The sequence below is a fragment of the Halomonas sp. C22 genome (assembly GCF_007655045.1).
Classification (GTDB): Bacteria; Pseudomonadota; Gammaproteobacteria; order Pseudomonadales; family Halomonadaceae; genus Vreelandella; species Vreelandella hamiltonii.
On the sequence record NZ_VBVC01000003.1, the window covers coordinates 362,029 to 379,948 of the forward strand.

The window sequence follows — 17,920 nt, forward strand, 5'->3', positions numbered from 1 at the left end:
AGGCCCAATTCGCTACCGTGATGGCAGCCAAGGCCCGCGCGTTCCCAGCAAAGCCCTACCCCAACTGGACGGCGGTCGGCGTCACATGGCTGGCGGGATTCGACTTTGAAATCAAGGTCATTGCAAGGCTGCCTGAGTAGGCACGCAGGGATGACATCGACAGGGCCATCAACCGCCAACCCTTTGAAAATGCTTGCTTCGCTTTGGGTATATGCAGGCTACTGACCTACACTGCTCAAGCAACACAGGAAGTCGTTGCTTGGCGGCTCAGCATGACACCCGCCAAGGATAGTCACTCGCTAGATCAGCATAAGGAGCATGCCGTGAAAGCTACCCATACACACACCTACCGACCGGGGCTCCCCCTCTTTCACTCAGTGTTGTTAGTGGGGTGCCTTCCGTTTTTTCTAGGGGCCACGCTCAGTAATTACGCCTACTACAGCAGCTATCAGGTTCAATGGACGACCCTTGCTTTCTGGCTCAACGCAGGCGGGTTGCTCTTTGCAGGCATTGCGCTACTCAGCGCCATGATCAGCTTTTTCCGTGCCCAGCCACGCAGCATGATGCTACTGGTCTACCCGGCGCTACTGCTGCTCACATGGATGCTCGGTTTTGTTAATGTCTTGATACATGCACGGGGAGCCTGGGGCATGATGCCGTTTGGTTTTGCACACTCATTGGTGGTCACCATTTTCGCAGGTACCGCCGTTTGGGTCGGATTTTCCCGTTTTGGCCACGGCGGCAAGCCATGAGCGAAGCGCTTGCCCCCAGAGTGCAGGTAGGCAAACACGACACCACTTGTCAGACCTGTTCTATTTCTCTGTCAGGTGGTCACGTTTCTGCTGAAACGCATCGCTGAATGCGGCCGCCAATATCCCTGTTGGCATGGCGATGATCCCAATGCCCGCCACCGCCGTTAAGCCCGCAAAAAATTTGCCCAGCGCCGTGACCGGTGTGACGTCCCCATAGCCCACCGTAGTGAGCGTGGCGATACTCCACCACAGCGCCCGAGGCACGCTGCCAAACGCTTCGGGCTGCGCGGCGGCCTCTACCAGATACAAGCAGCAAGACGAAAACAGCAGCAGCAAACCGGCCACGCCTGCACTGAGCCATAACTCATGGGAGCGCGACTTCAGCGCTGCCGCCAAGGCTGCCCACGCTTGGCTGAAGCGGCCCAGCCGGGCAAGTCGCAGCATTCGCGCCAAGCGTAGAAGGCGCAACAGGAAAGCGTTGTTGTGGACCATGAAGCCCAGAAAGTACGGCACGATGGCCAGTAAATCGACCAACGCCCAGAACGAGAACACATAGCGCACCCGCCCCGTCACTCCCCGATAGCGCGGGCCCTCCCCAACGGCATAAAGTCTCAACAGGTACTCGACCATAAACATGGCTACGAAGATCGCTTCCAGCGTCGAAAACAGCCTCGGTGACAGCGCTCGCAGCGTGGGTTCGGTTTCCAGGATCGCCGTGATCGATGCCAATAGAATCAACAAACAGATAATACGATTAGTGACCGACAAGCCCTGCTGAAGGCGAGCTTCAGGAGCTAACTGCCGATGTAGCGCGGCTCTGAATAAGGTCATGTGATAAAAGCGCTCAGCCAGTGAGGGGAAAGAGACGTCACTATAGCGCTAAAATCTGCCAAGCTGCTTACCCGCCAGTGGCTGCATGGCGGCAAAGCGATTAGCATCCTTTTTGGCCGAGCCGACTGACCACGAAGTAACTTATGAAAGACAACGTACGAAAGATAATGTACGAAAGACACTGTGTAGAGAGGGCCAACATCCTCTAAGGTGATGACACTCCATCGTTAAAAGGGATTGCGCAATGATCGAAACAAGGGAAGAACTCGACGCCATCAAGAAGTCCTGCCATGCCATGGTGACTCGCAGCGCGGGCCTCTCTGCAGGTACGGCGATGATTCCCGTGCCGGGGCTGGACATTGGCTCGGACGTGGCGATCCTGATGCGCATCATCCCCAAGATCAACAGCCAGTTTGGGCTAACGCCGGAGCAGATCGACCGTCTGGATACCGAAAGCAAGCTGTTCGTCATGACCGCCATCTCCAATACCGGCAGCAAGATGGCGGGCAGGTACATCACCAAAAACCTGATCGTGACCCTGCTTGGCAAGATGGGCATCAAAGTTGCCGCCAAAGGCACCAGCAAATTCGTCCCGCTGATTGGCAGCGCCGTGGCGGGCGGCATCAGTTTTACCGCCATGAAATACATGGGCAACAGCCACATCGAAGACTGCTACAAGGTCGCGTTGGCCGCCCTGGAAAACCGTCAAATCGAACCGATGGCCGACGCCGCCCCCGAGGCGCCAGCCGATGACACCCACCCGACCGAGACGCCGTAGCGTCGACCAACAAGGAAACACAATGCCTGCTTATGTCGTTTTGACCCGTGAACACACCCACAACAGCGAAGAAATGCAGCGCTACAGCGAAAAAGCCAAAGCCGCTCGGGAAGGCCACGACCCGCAGCCGCTGGCCTTCTACGGAGACTTCGAAGTGCTGGAAGGCAGCGCCATGGAAGGCGCCGTGATCCTGCGCTTCCCCGACATGGCCGCCGCCCGCGCCTGGTACGAAAGCCCCGCCTACCAGGAAGCCCGCCAACACCGCTTCCTGGGCGCCGATTACCGCGTCTTTTTGGTAGAAGGTATTGAAGAGGTGTGATGAGCAAACACTCTCCTGCTGTCATCAGCGGGGGAGTGTCATCAAAGGACAGCTGCTATAATGAGTTCAACAGAACGACTCAAGGAGCGCGATAATGGTTCGCAGGCCCCCCACAGATAAAGTCATCGTCTCTCGTGAGCGTATTGTGCGAGCCGTCGCCAGCTCGAGTGCGATCGAGACAGGCGAGCGTACAGAGGTGATTGAAAAACGCCTGATGTCTCGCCCAAGGCTTTTCAACAAGTTGACCTTATCTTCCTGAGGCGATGCCTTCGACGTTACTGCGCCGACAAAACATCACGAACCAAACGTTCGACAAATTGGTAGTCGCCCTCCAGACCAGCCTGAATCGCTTTGAAATAGTAATCCTTGTGCTCATTCCATAAGCTATAGTCCAGTGGTTGAGCCCCCGCCTTGACAGCCATCACATCCAACAGCAAACGTGAGATCCGGCCATTTCCCTCACGGAATGGATGAATCAGTATGAACTCGACATGCATTTCAGCAAGAAAGCTGACCAGTTGCTCGTCTCCCATCTCAGGTAACGTAGCAAAACGAGCGAGATACTGGTTCTCGAACGCTTGAGCCAACCTATGAATTTGCAGAGGCGATGCAAACCGAATATCGGGCTTAGACATATCAACGGTTCGGTATTGGCCCGCCCAATCGTAAACATTACCTAGCCAAGCTCTATGCCAATGGCGAATTCTTTTGAAATCAACCGTTTCTGGGAAAGTATCAAACACCTGTATGTAGAGCGCTGCAAGCAGCTCCGTCTCTGCAATATTCATATCTGCCGGATCATCAATACCAGCAAGATTCTTCAGCACCTTATCTTCTGATCCCGGCTGATACTCACTTTCACTACCAGAAACTTCATAACGACTCATAGGAATAGCCTTGCTTCACTGCGCATGCAGCCCCAATTGAGCACACGTTAGCAACCGATACACAACCAAGAGTACACGTTCCGCTGCGAGCGAACACCAAGCCTATGCAAACCAGCCCATCAGCTCAGCATTCTGTATCACCCCAGCAACAAGTCACCCTTGATGGGGATGAACTGGCTGGCGGCGTTGATCAGGGAGGCGGCTGTGAGCTGGGGCACGCCGTAGACTTCCACCCGTTTGCCGTGGGCCTCACGGATCTTCTGCGCCAACAGGTCGAAGTCGCCATCGCCGGAGACCAGCACCACCACATCCGCCTTCTCAGCGTACTCGATGGCATCGAGGGTGATGCCTACGTCCCAATCACCCTTGGCCGAACCATCCGCGCGCTGAATGAACGGCTTTAACCTGACCTCGAAGCCAATCGAACGGAGGATATTCTGGAACTCACGCTGCTTGGCATCGCCCTTGTCGATGGCATAGCAGCGGGCGGCCAGCACCTCCCGGTTCGCCGTTGCCTTGGCCCAGAAACGGCGGTAATCGAAGTGCCTGCCGTAGGCGTCGCGTACGGTGTAGTAAACGTTCTGAGTGTCTACGAAGATGGCAACGCGGGTCATGGAAAAAGCCTAGGCTGAGAGTGTGCCTCCATGGTACGCGACAAATGATTCCCCTTACGTTGCAAGGACGCACATCACTCCCTGACTGATGCAGAAAACCGGGCCGCAAAACGGCATTCGCAATCGTCAGGGCTAACTAACCAATCGCACCCACTCGCCGCTTAACGACACGGCCGCCGCTGCGCCCAGCACAGCGCCCACGGCGATATAGCCCACCAGCGGACGCACCAAGTGCCACTGCACGGTCTGCCGTGGGTGGTGGCGCCATGTGGACAGGGAAGCCGCAAACACCATCAATGCCATTGTAGTGGCCACCGCGATATGCACGCCCACTTGTCTTGCTAGTCAGCCACACATATATTCATATTTGTTACTTTTGAACATAGGAAGCACACCATGGCAACGACTAGCCTTAGCCTAGGAGAGCACTGGGAAGCCTTTATCAAAAACGAAGTCTCTAGCGGTCGCTACGGCTCCGCAAGCGAGGTGGTGCGGGATGCATTACGTGCCATGGAAGAACGCAAAAGCAAACTTGAGGCGCTACGTACGCACCTAGCCCAAGGTGCCGAGCAAGCGAGCGCTGGTGAATTCGTGGACGATTTCTCAATGGATGCATTAATCAGCGATTTGGATAACGAATCGTAATGCCCACATTCCGTATCACACCGAGAGCAAGGGACGATTTAAAAGATATCGGCCGCTATACGGAATGGCAGTGGGGCAAGAACCAACGGAATACCTATCTAAGGGATTTTGAAAAACGGTTTCACTGGCTCGCAGAAAATCCCCTGCCAGGAAGACATCACCCAGATATCAAAGAAGGTTATTTTAGCTACCCTCAAGGCCAGCACGTTATTTTTTATCTGATTGGCCATGAATGCATTGAAATCATTGGCATTCCTCATAAAGAGATGGATATCGTTTCCTATTTTCTGACTGATTGACGACCTTCAAGTACCAGGCGCCCCCTACCATGTGTACAGGGCGATGGCATCGTGGCATGCGCCGTATTGGCAGAAATAAGGTGCAACACCCCCACCACCGGTTTTCTTCTCCGCCCGCTCTGCGGCCGCGCTTACATCGTCCAGCGATGCGGTGGACAGCTTTGCCAGCGTGGCAATGTCATCCAGCAACCCAACCCAGCCGCCAATGGCCATGGGTATGTCCTCCGTGAATAAGCATTGTTGATCGTAAAGCACACTGTAGCGGGGGGCATTGCCCGTTTCACGCCAACAGACAGCGCTGTGACGATCTGATACGCTCACGACGTCAAGGACAGCCACGACCTATCACAGGAAAAGCACGCCCATGGGTTCCAAAAAAGCAGACCGCTAAGCCGCAACAACCCTGCTTCACTCGTTGTTGCGGCAGCCTGACCATCACATCGATGCCCTGCAGGCCGCCGTCGAATACGCTGATTCGTACGGAGCTTTTCTTGTGCCTATTCAAAACCCAAGCCCTTGGGCTTATCGCCTACCCCTGGCGCTGGCGTTGCTGGCCCCTTTCAATCTGCTTGCCTCACTCGGCATGGATATCTACCTGCCGGTGGTGCCCGCCATGCCGGGCATTCTCGATACCACGCCCGAGGTCGTTCAGCTCACGCTGACGCTCTACATGATCATGCTGGGCGTGGGCCAGATCCTCTTTGGCCCGCTTTCAGACCGCCTGGGCCGTCGCCCCATCCTGATCGGCGGCACCCTCGTTTTCGCGGCGGCCTCCTTTTTCCTGGCGTTCACCACGGAAGCCTGGCTATTCGTGGGGCTCAGGCTGGTGCAGGCCATGGGAGCCGCCGCCATGCTGGTCGCGATGTTTGCCACGGTGCGCGATGTGTACGCCAACACGCCGGAAAGCGCAGTCATCTACAGCCTGATGAATGCCATGCTGGCGGTGGTGCCTGCGCTGGGGCCTATCGCGGGCGCGTTGATAGCCCGTTACCTGGGCTGGAGCGCGCTGTTCATCACCCTGGGCATTCTGGCCCTGCTGACCCTCGGCTACGCCTTCCCGAGATGGCATGAAACACGCAAGGCATACGCCCCCACCCGCCTGGCGGATATAGGGCGCGTGTTCAACAGCGCTCACTTCTGGGTCTATACGGTCGCGTTCGGGACCGCCATGGGGGCGTTTTTCGTGTTCTTCTCGACGGCCCCCCGAGTGCTCATCGAAGGGGCGGGCTTTAGCGAGTTGGGGTTCAGCGTGGCCTTTGCGACGGTGGCCTTGGCCATGATCGTGACGGCGCGCTTTGCCAAACGTTTCGTGACGCGCTGGGGCATTCCCGGCTGCGCCCTGCGTGGCGTACTGACCCTGCTGGCCAGCGCAGGCCTGCTGGGGCTGGGGGAAGTGTTCTTCACGCCAAGCCTGTGGTCGTTTGTCTTACCGATGTGGCTCGCCGCCTTGGGCATCGTGTTGATCACCTCCGTGACCGCCAACGGCGCGCTGCACGCCTTCAGCGACATGGCAGGCACCGCCGTGGCGCTGCACTTCTGTGTGCAGAGCCTGATCGTGGGTGGCGTGGGCACTGCGGTGGTGGTCATGCTGGATGGCAGCACGGCGTGGCCGCTGATCGCCTACACCGGCGGCATGGCAGCGCTCACGCTGGGGCTGCTCACCGACCTAGCCCGGCGGAAGCGGTAACGATAGGGTAATGCGTGTGCAGGGGGTGGCAGCGCTCAATCGTGCATCTTCAAGCGCTGGGCCCTTCTCCGCTTGGCAGCCACCACGGCCACGACCGCGACGCAAAGCACGGCGGCCACCCCTGCCAACACCACATGGGAAAGGCTGCTCAATCGCTCAAACAGTGGCGCGAGCGCCTGACCAAACAGATAACCGAGCGTGACCCAGGCGGCCGACCAGATCAGCGCCGACAGCGCATTGAGCACGATAAAGCGGGGCCAAGGAAAGTTCGTCGTGCCGATGGTCACCGCACCGGCCATGCGCAGCCCGTAAAGGAACCGCAAGGAGAACGCGAACGTATTCGGGTGGGCGTTGAACGTCGTCAGTACCCGCCCACCCGCCGCGCTACGCTGAACCGAGCGAACGATGGCGCTATTGCGCCACCCATGCCCGAGCAGGAAGAACACCTGATCCGCAAGGAAAGCGCCCAAGGCAAGCGAGACCACCGCTTCACCAAACCCGATCAGGTGCCGATGCATCATGATGCCGCCCAGCATCGCGACGGCTTCACCCTCCAGGCTCGCCCCCACGAACAAGCCGAGGCTGCCATAGTTCGCCACGAAATAATCAAGCGTCATGTGCATTCATCCATCAAGTAACCCCGCCAGGTGGGTGCCACGTAAACGCAATCTCTATCACGATTCAGGATGATGCAGAGGTGAATGAGGTTTATGGAAGGCAGGCGGCTGCTTCAGTTTGCGGCCAACCTGGCTGCCCCAAGCGGTACATGAGCCGATTATGGTTGATATTCGGCTCATGGGCTAGGAAACGGCACGCCCTAAAGCAAACCAGCCCTGTTCACTGTCATTATCTAATATCACAACAACGAACACATTCACGGCTAAGTGACTGAGCTTTCATTGACGGATTACCACGGAATGATTGTAATCAAAGCCTCAGTTTCCAATTATGCAATCGAAAACAGATATAACATGACCCAACCTGCGACCGAGTAATCTTTATCATAGACCTTGCCGTCTGGCCAACTACGTAAACGTGAACGCAGCCACCGCATATACGGCCACTGACCTAACGACTCAACCATAAAACCTAATAAAGCTGCTTTGAGCGACAAAGTAGCCTCGGCACTATGCTTCATCAAATCCGAGCAATCGTGCAACACCAGGCATGCCCATAACAAAGGCATTCGTGAGCGGTTGTGAGAAACTGGAACCCCAGAGACGGGAGTAGTAGTGGTTATATGCTGGCGTAGCTTGCGAGCATAACGAATGACAATAGCGTTTTCAGGCGTCGGAGCTCCCTGCGAGTAGCAGATTGCGGCGGCTGTTGCCTCGGGAATAAATGATCATCAGCGCAGTCCCAACTAAAGCGCGCTCCTGAAAAGCAGACCTGTGGAATGGATGCGCTCCAACCGCAGAGAGCAGCAATCCAGCTCCTCGGCCTCCAAGGTATAGCAGATGATAGTGCAGCAGTTATCGCTCACCCGCCTTAGCCAGCAACATGGAGACCTCACGGTCAAATATATAGAGGCTGACAAAGAACCTCGCCCACTGAATCGAAAAAAGGCGGCCGCGTGGACCGCCGAAAGAATTCTACATGCTGGCCATCAACATGGGGCGATGGCAATTAAGCCTTGCGCTGACCATCTACCAGACGTGGCACCCCCAGTGGATTGTCATCCTTGAGCGCCTCAGGCAGAAGGCTCATTGGCAGGTTTTGGTAGCACACAGGTCTCAAAAAGCGCTGAATGGCTGCACTGCCCACCGAGGTAGAGCGGGTATCTGAGGTAGCTGGGAAGGGCCCACCATGAACCATAGCGTGGCACACTTCCACACCTGTGGGCCAGCCATTGGCCAGCACCCGTCCAGCCTTGCGCTCAAGCACCGATAACAGCGGCCGGGCGGCCTCAACATCGCCTTCGTCTAGCTGCAAGGTGGCGGTTAGCTGGCCCTCCAAGGCCTCTGCCACCATGCGCATCTGAACAAGGTCCTCGCATTCGATAACTAACGAGGCAGAACCAAACACCTCGGACTGCAGCGCTTCGCTATCCAAGAAGTCAGTGGCGGTAGCGACAAAGAGTCCAGCCTGGCACTGATGGGGCCCTTCCCCTTCTTGTCCCCTAGCCACTTCTCGGGCATGACTAGCTAACTGTTCTACTCCCTCTATATAGGCACCGTAGATACTTGGGGTAAGCATGGTCTGTGCAGCGCTTTTTGTGAGAACCTCGGCAGCAACAGCAAGAAAAGCGTCCAGCGTTTTGCCTTTCACACCCAGCACCAGTCCCGGGCTGGTGCAAAACTGCCCAGCGCCCATATTAAGCGAGGCTATGAAACCCTCGGCAAGTTCATGACCACGAGCTTCAAGAGCCTGAGGCAGCAGAAACACTGGGTTGATGGAGCTCATCTCAGCATATACGGGTATCGGCTGGGGTCGCTCCTGGGCGGTGGCAAGTATTGCCAGTCCTCCGGCTCGCGAGCCGGTGAAGCCCACTGCTTGGATACGTGGATCGGCAACCAGAGCTTGTCCTACCTCGTTTCCCGAGCCAAACAACAACGAGAAGACTCCTTCCGGCATGCCGCTTTCAGACACAGCCTTCTGCAAAGCGCGCCCCACCAACTCAGAGGTGCCGGGATGGGCGGAATGGGCCTTGACAACCACTGGACAACCGGCAGCCAGTGCCGAGGCGGTATCTCCACCGGCCACACTGAAAGCCAGCGGAAAGTTGGAAGCTCCAAACACAGCGACTGGTCCAAGTGCAATCTGACACTGGCGCAGATCGACGCGAGGCATTGGTTGGCGCTCGGGCAGCGCTGGATCGAGGCGTACTCCAAGCCAATCACCAGCTCTGACCAGCGAGGCGAACAGGCGCAGCTGGCCGCAGGTGCGACCGCGCTCACCCTCGAGCCGAGCTCGAGGCAGGCCGGTCTCGGCCATGGCGCGCTCAATCAGAACGTCTCCCAATGCCTCTATCTCGTTGGCAATATTGTCAAGAAAGGCCGCACGCTGCTTGAGCGAAGTCTCTCGGTAACTATCGAAGGCCGCCTCGGCAAGCACACACGCGCGGTCCACTTCAGCCTGACCGCCACCGCGGTAGACGGGCTCTAAGGGCTTACCGGTAGTGGGATCAATGGCGTTAATCTCGCCGCAGCTACCGATGACGGCCTGCTGGCCAATCAGGATTTGTCCGTTCAGGGGCATACTTTTCTCCTGCTGTAGTGGATGGGATCATCTCAGGCCTGACCGAGGCGAGTCAGGTGGGCATAGAGGGCACGCAGTCCATAGGTCCAGGGCGGCAGCCGATCGCTATAATCGACTCCATTAATCAGAGCACCGAGGCTGGGGGTGGCTATAGTCACCCGATCCCCGGGGTGATGGGTAAAACCCTGCCCTGTTCCGTCACGGTCCTGAATCGGCGAGAACATGGTGCCTAGGAACAGCATGAAGCCATCAGGATATTGGTGGTGGGCACCAATGGTTTGCTCGACCAAGTCGAGCGGATCGCGACTGATTTCGCGCATGTCGCTTTCATCCTCCAACACGAATCCGTCATCGGCACCCTCGATACGAAGCGCGACCCGGGCCTGGCGCACCGTGTCAAGTGTGAAATCGTCGTCGAACAGCCTCACGAAGGGCCCAATGGCGCAGGACGCGTTGTTGTCCTTAGCCTTGCCCAACAGCAGTGCACTACGCCCCTCAATGTCGCGTAGGTTGACGTCATTACCAAGGGTAGCGCCACGGGGCGTTCCACGGGAATCCACTGCCAGCACGATCTCCGGCTCAGGATTGTTCCATTGGGAAGCCGGGTGTAATCCAACACGCTCACCCATTCCCATAGAGGATAGTGGCTGAGCCTTGGAGAACACCTCAGCATCCGGGCCGATACCCACCTCCATGTACTGAGACCAAGCTCCCTTGGCCTGCAACTCGTCTTTGAGCGCCATTGCCTGCGGCGAGCCGGGCTGAATCTGCGAAAGATCTCCGCCAATCAGCTCCTGAATCTCGTCGCGTAGTTCACTGGCGCGCTGAGGATCACCACCGGCTTGCTCCTCAATTACCCGCTCAAGCAGGCTGACTGCGAAGGTCACCCCACATGCCTTGATCGCCTGGAGGTCACAGGGGGCCAGCAATGAAGGTGCGATCCTAGGCTCAGCCAGGGAGTTCGCGAGAAGAGTTTCAACGGCACCAAGGTCTTCACCAACAAGACCGCCGACGAAAGCAGCGGGATCATCGCGGTCAAGTAGATCAGCAAGCGTCGCGACATCAGCAGATATGTCAAATACCCTCCCCTGACGTACTACTACGATGGCCGGGCCAGCGAGAGGCGCATCACGCCATACTCTACCTACCAGCAGTGCCCGGTCGAGATCCTCGGGCAAGCAGTCGCGGGGTTGAATGGTTTGCATGATGACTCCAGTCATGAGATTAGAAAATCATATTAGGCAGCGCCAAAGAAAGCGCTGGCACGAAGGTGACTATTAGCAGCACGCCGACCATTACCAACCAGAATGGCAGCACGGCTCGTATGAACTCCGGCACCTTGACACCAGTGATGCTGCAAGTGGTGAACATCACTGTCCCCAAGGGAGGTGTAATCGTGCCAATAGCAGCATTGAGAATGAAGATGATGCCGAAATGAACCGGATCAATGCCGAACTGGGCCGCCACAGGTGCCAGCAGCGGTGAGAGCACGATCAGGATGGCATTTCCCTCAAGAAACATCCCCAAGACAAGCAAAATAAAATTAGCCAACAGCAAAAATGCGATGGCCGTACCCACCTGAGAAGAGAGCAGCATGGCAATCTCTTGGGGAATCTGCTCCCAAGTTAGGAAGCGTGCAAACCCAGAGGCCACGGCAATGATGAAGAGTACATTAACCGATGCAATCAGCGACTCATTGGTTGCAAGAGCGACGATACGCGGTGTCATCTGCCGATAGACAAACATGCCGACGATCAGGGCATAGAGAACCGCTATGGCGCCCGCCTCAGTCGGTGTGAAAACGCCGATACGGATACCCCCGATGACGACCAGCGGCAGCAGCAAAGCTATGATTCCAGCTCGTGTCACACTGATCCATTCGCTGCGCGGCAATCTGGTCCGTTGCGGAGGCTGATAGCCATGTCGGCGACACTTCCAGGAGACCAGGGCCATCAGACAAAGCGCCATCAATAAGCCAGGCACTACACCGGCCAGAAACAGTCGTCCAATGGATACGTTGTTCACATAGCCATAGACGATCAGTGCGATGCCAGGAGGAATGGTCGAGGTGACTAGCGATGATGACGCAGTGATTGCGCTGGAAAAGGCCTTGGGATAGCCCTTATCAGTCATGCTAGGCACCAATAGCTTGGAGTTCATCGCCGCATCGGCGATGTTCGAACCGGAGAGGCCACCCATAAAGGTACTAAGCAACACGTTGGACTGAGCCAACCCTCCATGCATTCGACGCGTCAGCAGCTCGGCCAGCCTTAGCAAGCGCTCGGTGATTCCGGAGTGGTTCATGAACACGCCAGCCATGATAAAGAAGGGTATGGCCAACAGTGAGATAGACTCCAGCCCTCCGGCTAGACGCTGGATCAGCATTATGGTTGGCTGATCTGCACCAACGAAGAAATACAGGAAAGTCGAGAAAAACAGGGCGAAAGCGACGGGCGTTCCCAAGAAGAAGAGCAGGAACAGGGCGCCGATTGCAACACCAACAGCCATAAGGGAAACCTCTATTGCTTAGCGGCGCAGCACTATCCTCGCCACACAGTGGTAGATCATAACCACAGCGCTGACGGGGATCGCCACATGAATCCAGTAGTAAGGAATTTGCAGCATCGGTGTGCTGCGAAACCCGGAAAAACCGAGCAGCTGAATGCCCCAGTAAAGCATTACCAAAGCGCTTATCAAGATCACGCCGAGGCTAAAGATCCATTCGTTCCAACGCGCCAACCTGGGGGGCAACTTATCGGTGAGAAAACTAATAAATACGTGCTCCTTCCGTCGCACTAAGGCACTGGTCCCTAGGAAGGTGGCCCATACCAGCAACAGCTGAAGCACCTCCTCCGTCCAGGCCAAGGGTGCATTAAACAAGTAACGCATGAATATGTTGCTTATGGCGACCAAGAACAATGCGAATATGGCAGCGGTTGCCACCACCTCGTCCAAGCACATGATCCGGTCAAGCCAAGAAAAGACCCTCTTCATAGAGAGCTCCTTGCAAGACGCTCCCCGGCGACGCCGGGGAGCCTGTCATTCACTGGGATGCTCAGCCATTGATGAGCTCGTAGACGCTTTCGTAAAGGCCGTCGCTCCATTGCGGGAAAGCGGCAGGGATTTGTTCGGAAGCACGCTCGCGGAACGGTTGAGTGTCTACTTCGTGCACTTCTACACCCTCGCTGCGCAGTCGCTCCAAGGCCTCTTCACTCTCTGCTGCTACCAGCTCACCCAGATACTCAGCCATCTGCTGACCAGTCTCAGTGAGAATCTGCTGGTGTTCCTCGCTAAGCTGTTCCCAGAAGGTCAGGCCAGTGACGAAGGGCGCTACGGTATGCATGTGAGCTGTCAGGTTGAGGTGTTTGACCACTTCGTGAAATTTGCCGCCATGCAGCACGGCAGCAGGGTTTTCGACACCATCAACCATGCCCTGTGCTAGAGCTGGATACACGTCACCTAGTGACATTGGTGTCGGCGTGGCCCCCATAGCGCGGATCGCCTCAACATACATTTGGGAGTTCTGAACCCGAATTCGCACACCAGCCAAGTCATCAGGATGGCTGACCGGGTTGCGTGACAGCAAGTGGCGCACGCCATAGATGGTGTTAGGGATAACAATGTGATAACCGGAGGATTGTACCTGCTCAAGCTGGTCGGCAAACCACTCAGAGTCAAAGACCTTCAACTTGGATTCGAAATCTTCACCTAGGTAGGGAGCGTCCAGCACTGCAAGATCCGGTACCGAGTCCAGGAAGTTGCTATAGGCGGTGATGGAGATGATCGCCGAGCCGAACCTGGCTTGCTCCATTACTTCAGTCTCAGAGCCCAGCTGGCTGGCCGGGAAGGGGCGCAGATCGAGTTCACCGTTGCTGGCCTCGTTGACCCACTCAGCCCATTGATTGACGGCGACATCTACAGGTTCACCAGGTTGATTGCCGTAGGCAACACGGATGATGGTCTCCGCTTGAACAGTGCTGGTCAGGCCCATACCGATCACGGAGGCGGCAGTGATAAATAGCGAGAGCTTGTTCAGACGCATATAGAGTTCCTCATTAGATTTATTGTGGTCTATTGGTTGGGCATGATCACCCAACAGTTGATGCAGCTCGGCTAATGGCCGCCTCGAGACGAGACGTTACTAATCCATGTCGCCGTGCCATTTCTGATACCGGTTGTAGACGACGCTGAACCTTCTGTTGATGGTGCTGAGCGATATCGGCCAGTCGGTGATCGAGATATGGGTTACTGAAACGTTCCAGGGTGTCATCACGATAGGCCTTCAAATCGAGAGTCGGCAGCTTCCGCTCCAGCACTGGCAGCACTTCCTCATCGAGGAGTCGGAGCAAGCCTTCACGCAGCACCGGCTCCTGCATGGCTTCGCGCACGAATGAGACACGTGAGACCAACCCTAAGTGGTGCCATTGATCCACCAGATAGCTGTGGGCCAAGTTAAGGATGTGCAGCTTGCGAAGCTCATAGGGGAACAACGACTCGACCACCTGTACGTCAGGATGCTGGCAGGGCAAGACTAGGCCAGGTTTGGCCTGTATTGCCCAGAGAGCATAGGGTTCGGCCACGGCTCCAACGGGCTCGATAGCTGCTGAGACAATACGATCTACCAAGGTATCGACCCACAGGCAGCGCTCGTCCAGCCAAGCTGCGAAATCGGAATCGGCATGATCAAGTCGGGCTAACTTCATGACGGTCTCCTTGAGCACCTGGCCGTTACCACTGATGAGCTCGCAGGGTAACAGGGTCAGCCCATCGCGCCCTGCCCGGTAGCGGGCGTAGAGTAACTTGGTCAGCTTTCCGGGAAAGCTCTTCGGCAGCTCGGCCAGGCTGGTGTCGTCAGCGACGTGGTAGCCGCTGTCGCCAGTATTGGAGACCACCCAACGCGCAGTCTCGACGAAGTGCTGCTCCAGCGTCGGCCACTGCTCTTCGGCAATCAGACATCCAGCGATGCTCTCAACTTGCCTCTGCGAATCCACGGCGACACCGTTGCGCAGACCACGTACTTGTAGCGGATAATGGCGCTGCTCGGCCAAAGCACGGGCCTTGGCCTTGCCCTCCGGACGGTTCGAGGTTTGCACTACCAGGATAGCGTGCTGGCTGCGCCCCGCAGCCAGCGACTCGCCGACGAAGGCGGTGGCATGTCCGAGTAGAAAGCGGCTGGTACCGAACTGCACGATCCCAGCCTGGTCGAGGGCGATGCTCACAGCGACACCCCGCGCTTCCAGGGAATGAAGTCAAGCTGGGCCAAGCGCACGGCGTTTGGTACGTGGCGCCCGGAGGCCACCTCGATGCACAGCCTGAGTAGTTCGTCAGCAAGCTCGCCGATCTCCGCCTCACCACGGATGATTGGGCCAGCATCAAAATCGATGATATCCCGCATACGGTCGGCCAGCTCGCTGTTACTCGATATCTTCAGTACCGGCGCCACGGGATTGCCTGTGGGCGTCCCAAGTCCGGTAGTGAAAAGCACTAGATTGGCGCCTGAACCTACCAAGCCAGTGGTGGATTCGACGTCGTTACCTGGCGTACAGAGCAAGTTGAGACCCTTGCGGGTGGCTGGTTCAGTGTAATCGAGCACGTCAACCACTGGGCTATCGCCACCTTTTTTGGCCGCCCCAGCCGACTTCATGGCATCGGTGATCAAGCCGTCGCGCACGTTGCCAGGCGACGGGTTCATGGAAAAATGCGCGCCCACTGCAGCGGCATGTCGCTGATAGGCGTCCATCAACTGCTGGAAACGCTGGCCGATTTGCTCATCGCGGCAGCGGGCCAGCAGCTCATGCTCAACACCGCAGAGCTCCGGAAATTCACTGAGAATGCCGCTGCCACCCAAGGCCACCAGTCGGTCAACCACCGCGCCCACTAAAGGGTTAGCGGAAAGCCCAGAGAAGCCATCCGAACCGCCGCATTCGACGCCAAGTATCAACTCAGAAAGCGGTGCTGGCTGACGCGTCACTTGGTTAGCCAGTTTCAGGCCCGAGAAGACCGCGACCAGAGCCTCACGGATTAGTGACGCCTCACTCTCACTGCGCTGTTGCTCGAAATATTCGACCGGCTTCAGCCCTTTGGGGTCCCGCTCGGCGATGGCCGCCTGAAGCATGGCGATCTGCGCTTTCTGGCACCCCAAACTCAGCACCGTAGCACCGGCCACATTGGGATGGCAGATATATCCGGCCAGCAGACGGCACAGCGTCTCGGCATCACCATCGGTGCCGCCACAACCCAAGTGATGAGTCAGGAAGCGCACTCCATCCACGTTGGGAAAGAGTCGCTCTCCGGGCGGTATCACCTGCAGCTCCTCCTCCTCGCCGTGCAGTAGCTGACGAGCCAAGTGTTTGTAGTCACGGTAGGGGTCGTCACCCAAGGCATCGGTTACGCACTGGCGCAGCACCTCAATATTTCGGTTTTCACAGAAAACCAACGGCACTACCAGCCAGTGATTGGCTGTCCCAACGCGACCATCGGAACGATGATAGCCGTCGAAAGTCAGTCCCTGGAAGGCGCAGACATCGGGCTGCTGCCAGCTATCGTGGCACCCTTGAGGACGAGCACTGGAGGTAGAATGCTCAAGGTTTTCAGTCGTAATCGCCTCACCCGCCACGATGGGCTGGGTAACGCGCCCTACGGTAACACCGTACATGATAACCAAATCATCCACTGCCAAGGGTGACAAGGCAAACTTATGCTTGTGTCGCACTGCCGCAGGCAGGATTAGATTGTGACCATCCGCTTCGATGACGGTACCAGCGGGCAGGTCAGTAAGGGCAACTCGCACGTTATCCAAGGCATGAACACGAAGGCTCAGATGCGCAGCTTGGCGCGTGATCAAGCCGCTCATGGCTGAACTTCCCCAGTACTGTCGAGGGTAATCATGCCTTTTATGACGCCGCTGGCTGGATCGCACCATTGAGGCATCAGTTCGGGCATTTCGCCCAAAGCGCCACGATGGGTAATCATCGCCTCGGCCTGCAGCTCGCCAGTCTCCATTAGGCTTGCAACCGTCTCGAAATCCTCCCGGGTGGCGTTGCGGCTGCCCAGCAACGATAGCTCTTTCTTATGGAAATCAGGGTCGTGAAACTCAATATCAGCCTTGACCACGCTGACCAGCACATAACGACCACCATGGCCAGTGAAATCGAAACCGCGGTTCATTGCTCGGGGGTTGCCGGTGGCATCGAACACCACCTCGGCCAGCGCACCCTCATTGAGGGCTTCGATGCACGCTACCACATCCTCATCCACAGCGTGTGCCACTGCGTCAGCGCCCAGCGTATCCCGGCAGAACGCCAAGCGCTTGGGATTGGTATCCACCACGAGAGTGCGCGCACCACGACTACGGGCGAACTGAAGAACCCCCATGCCGATGGGGCCTGCGCCGACGACGACCGCCAATTCACCTGCCACGATACCGCTGCGGCGCACTGCATGGGCACCAATAGCCATGCACTCTATCAACGCCAGTTGATCGAGGTTGAGCGTGGCTGAGGCCACCAGATGTTCAATCGGCACCACCAGATAGTCGGCCATGCCGCCGTCGCGATGTACGCCAATCACCTGCATATGTTGGCAACAGTTAGTCTTGCCACTGCGGCAGGCACGGCACTTGCCACAGTGCAAGTAGGGAATGACGTAGGCGTTCTGACCTACCAGAGCCTGCTGCTCGGCCTCACCGACGGCGACCACCTCTCCGGATAGCTCGTGGCCGAGCACCCGAGGATAATCGAAGTAGGGCTGGTTGCCGCCGTAGGCATGGATGTCGGTACCGCAGATGCCAACGCGGCGAATCCTGACCAGCGCCTCACCCGGACCACAGGTCGGCATCGGTGCCTTCCTGAGTGCTAGCTGATGGGGCTTTGTACAGACGAGAACGTGCATATCGAGTTCCTTTAGGTCAG

Annotated in this window: 20 protein-coding genes; 6 read left to right on the forward strand and 14 right to left on the reverse strand. The window is 57.1% G+C overall.

The features are described 5' to 3' along the window. Positions 1-323 precede the first annotated feature (323 nt). Entirely contained in the window at positions 324-752 is a 429-nt protein-coding gene (locus FEU76_RS08330; RefSeq protein WP_144982059.1) for a hypothetical protein, read from the forward strand. A 60-nt stretch (positions 753-812) separates the two neighbouring features. Here FEU76_RS08330 and FEU76_RS08335 read toward each other — a convergent pair whose 3' ends face one another. Continuing rightward, positions 813-1,583 (reverse strand): potassium channel family protein, encoded by a 771-nt coding sequence (locus FEU76_RS08335; protein ID WP_144982063.1) that lies wholly within the window; start codon positions 1,581-1,583, stop codon positions 813-815. 244 nt (positions 1,584-1,827) lie between these two features. On the opposite strand from FEU76_RS08335, the gene FEU76_RS08340 reads away from it, so the two are divergent. Together FEU76_RS08340 and FEU76_RS08345 are read left to right on the forward strand one after the other, a co-directional pair. After that, positions 1,828-2,361 (forward strand): hypothetical protein, encoded by a 534-nt coding sequence (locus tag FEU76_RS08340; RefSeq protein ID WP_144982066.1) that lies wholly within the window; start codon positions 1,828-1,830, stop codon positions 2,359-2,361. A 22-nt stretch (positions 2,362-2,383) separates the two neighbouring features. Further along, positions 2,384-2,680 carry a DUF1330 domain-containing protein gene (locus FEU76_RS08345; protein WP_144982069.1) on the forward strand — a complete coding sequence of 99 codons (297 nt, stop codon included), beginning with the start codon at positions 2,384-2,386 and terminating at the stop codon, positions 2,678-2,680. Between the two features lie 275 nt (positions 2,681-2,955). On the opposite strand, the gene FEU76_RS08350 is transcribed toward FEU76_RS08345, so the two are convergent. From FEU76_RS08350 to FEU76_RS08360, 3 genes are all read right to left on the reverse strand, one after another. Continuing rightward, on the reverse strand, positions 2,956-3,567 hold the full coding sequence (locus tag FEU76_RS08350; RefSeq protein WP_096922392.1) for a Fic/DOC family protein: 612 nt from the start codon (positions 3,565-3,567) through the stop codon (positions 2,956-2,958). A 137-nt stretch (positions 3,568-3,704) separates the two neighbouring features. Continuing rightward, the gene (locus FEU76_RS08355; RefSeq protein WP_096922391.1) at positions 3,705-4,181 is read right to left on the reverse strand and encodes a LabA-like NYN domain-containing protein; all 477 of its coding nucleotides are present in this window, start codon (positions 4,179-4,181) and stop codon (positions 3,705-3,707) included. A gap of 132 nt (positions 4,182-4,313) precedes the next feature. Next, on the reverse strand, positions 4,314-4,484 hold the full coding sequence (locus tag FEU76_RS08360; protein ID WP_260851379.1) for a TSUP family transporter: 171 nt from the start codon (positions 4,482-4,484) through the stop codon (positions 4,314-4,316). Positions 4,485-4,577: 93 nt separating this feature from the next. Between FEU76_RS08360 and FEU76_RS08365 the strand changes: the two genes are divergently transcribed. Together FEU76_RS08365 and FEU76_RS08370 are read left to right on the forward strand one after the other, a co-directional pair. After that, positions 4,578-4,826, forward strand: a complete 249-nt coding sequence (locus FEU76_RS08365) for a type II toxin-antitoxin system ParD family antitoxin (RefSeq protein WP_144982072.1) — start codon at positions 4,578-4,580, stop codon at positions 4,824-4,826. After that, positions 4,826-5,125: a type II toxin-antitoxin system RelE/ParE family toxin gene (locus FEU76_RS08370; protein ID WP_144982075.1), complete on the forward strand. Its 300-nt coding sequence runs from the start codon at positions 4,826-4,828 to the stop codon at positions 5,123-5,125. The genes FEU76_RS08365 and FEU76_RS08370 overlap by 1 nt, the downstream gene beginning before the upstream one ends. A 24-nt stretch (positions 5,126-5,149) precedes the next feature. Here FEU76_RS08370 and FEU76_RS08375 read toward each other — a convergent pair whose 3' ends face one another. After that, positions 5,150-5,338 carry a DUF808 family protein gene (locus tag FEU76_RS08375; RefSeq protein WP_144982078.1) on the reverse strand — a complete coding sequence of 63 codons (189 nt, stop codon included), beginning with the start codon at positions 5,336-5,338 and terminating at the stop codon, positions 5,150-5,152. Between the two features lie 286 nt (positions 5,339-5,624). Here FEU76_RS08375 and cml point away from each other — a divergent pair, with 286 nt between their 5' ends. After that, complete coding sequence (gene cml / locus FEU76_RS08380) at positions 5,625-6,812, forward strand: CmlA/FloR family chloramphenicol efflux MFS transporter (RefSeq protein ID WP_446718805.1); 1,188 nt, start codon at positions 5,625-5,627, stop codon at positions 6,810-6,812. A 35-nt stretch (positions 6,813-6,847) separates the two neighbouring features. On the opposite strand, the gene FEU76_RS08385 is transcribed toward cml, so the two are convergent. The 9 genes from FEU76_RS08385 to FEU76_RS08425 form a co-directional block, all read right to left on the reverse strand. Next, entirely contained in the window at positions 6,848-7,429 is a 582-nt protein-coding gene (locus FEU76_RS08385; protein ID WP_186299117.1) for a DedA family protein, read from the reverse strand. 1,009 nt (positions 7,430-8,438) lie between these two features. Next, positions 8,439-10,010, reverse strand: a complete 1,572-nt coding sequence (locus FEU76_RS08390) for an aldehyde dehydrogenase (NADP(+)) (protein ID WP_144982089.1) — start codon at positions 10,008-10,010, stop codon at positions 8,439-8,441. 32 nt (positions 10,011-10,042) lie between these two features. Continuing rightward, a complete protein-coding gene (locus FEU76_RS08395) occupies positions 10,043-11,215 on the reverse strand; it encodes a fumarylacetoacetate hydrolase family protein (RefSeq protein ID WP_144982092.1) in 1,173 nt (390 codons plus the stop codon). Positions 11,216-11,234: 19 nt separating this feature from the next. Next, positions 11,235-12,518 carry a TRAP transporter large permease gene (locus FEU76_RS08400; RefSeq protein WP_144982095.1) on the reverse strand — a complete coding sequence of 428 codons (1,284 nt, stop codon included), beginning with the start codon at positions 12,516-12,518 and terminating at the stop codon, positions 11,235-11,237. Positions 12,519-12,536: 18 nt separating this feature from the next. After that, complete coding sequence (locus FEU76_RS08405; RefSeq protein WP_144982098.1) at positions 12,537-13,004, reverse strand: TRAP transporter small permease; 468 nt, start codon at positions 13,002-13,004, stop codon at positions 12,537-12,539. Between the two features lie 61 nt (positions 13,005-13,065). Beyond that, the gene (locus tag FEU76_RS08410; protein ID WP_144982101.1) at positions 13,066-14,052 is read right to left on the reverse strand and encodes a C4-dicarboxylate TRAP transporter substrate-binding protein; all 987 of its coding nucleotides are present in this window, start codon (positions 14,050-14,052) and stop codon (positions 13,066-13,068) included. A 46-nt stretch (positions 14,053-14,098) separates the two neighbouring features. Continuing rightward, a complete protein-coding gene (locus FEU76_RS08415; protein ID WP_144982104.1) occupies positions 14,099-15,229 on the reverse strand; it encodes a mannitol dehydrogenase family protein in 1,131 nt (376 codons plus the stop codon). Further along, positions 15,226-16,863, reverse strand: coding sequence for a UxaA family hydrolase (locus tag FEU76_RS08420; protein WP_144982107.1), 1,638 nt, complete (start codon positions 16,861-16,863; stop codon positions 15,226-15,228). Before FEU76_RS08420 ends, FEU76_RS08415 begins: the two co-directional genes overlap by 4 nt. Further along, on the reverse strand, positions 16,860-17,846 hold the full coding sequence (locus tag FEU76_RS08425) for a zinc-binding alcohol dehydrogenase family protein (RefSeq protein WP_446718803.1): 987 nt from the start codon (positions 17,844-17,846) through the stop codon (positions 16,860-16,862). The genes FEU76_RS08420 and FEU76_RS08425 overlap by 4 nt, the downstream gene beginning before the upstream one ends. Positions 17,847-17,920 lie beyond the last annotated feature (74 nt).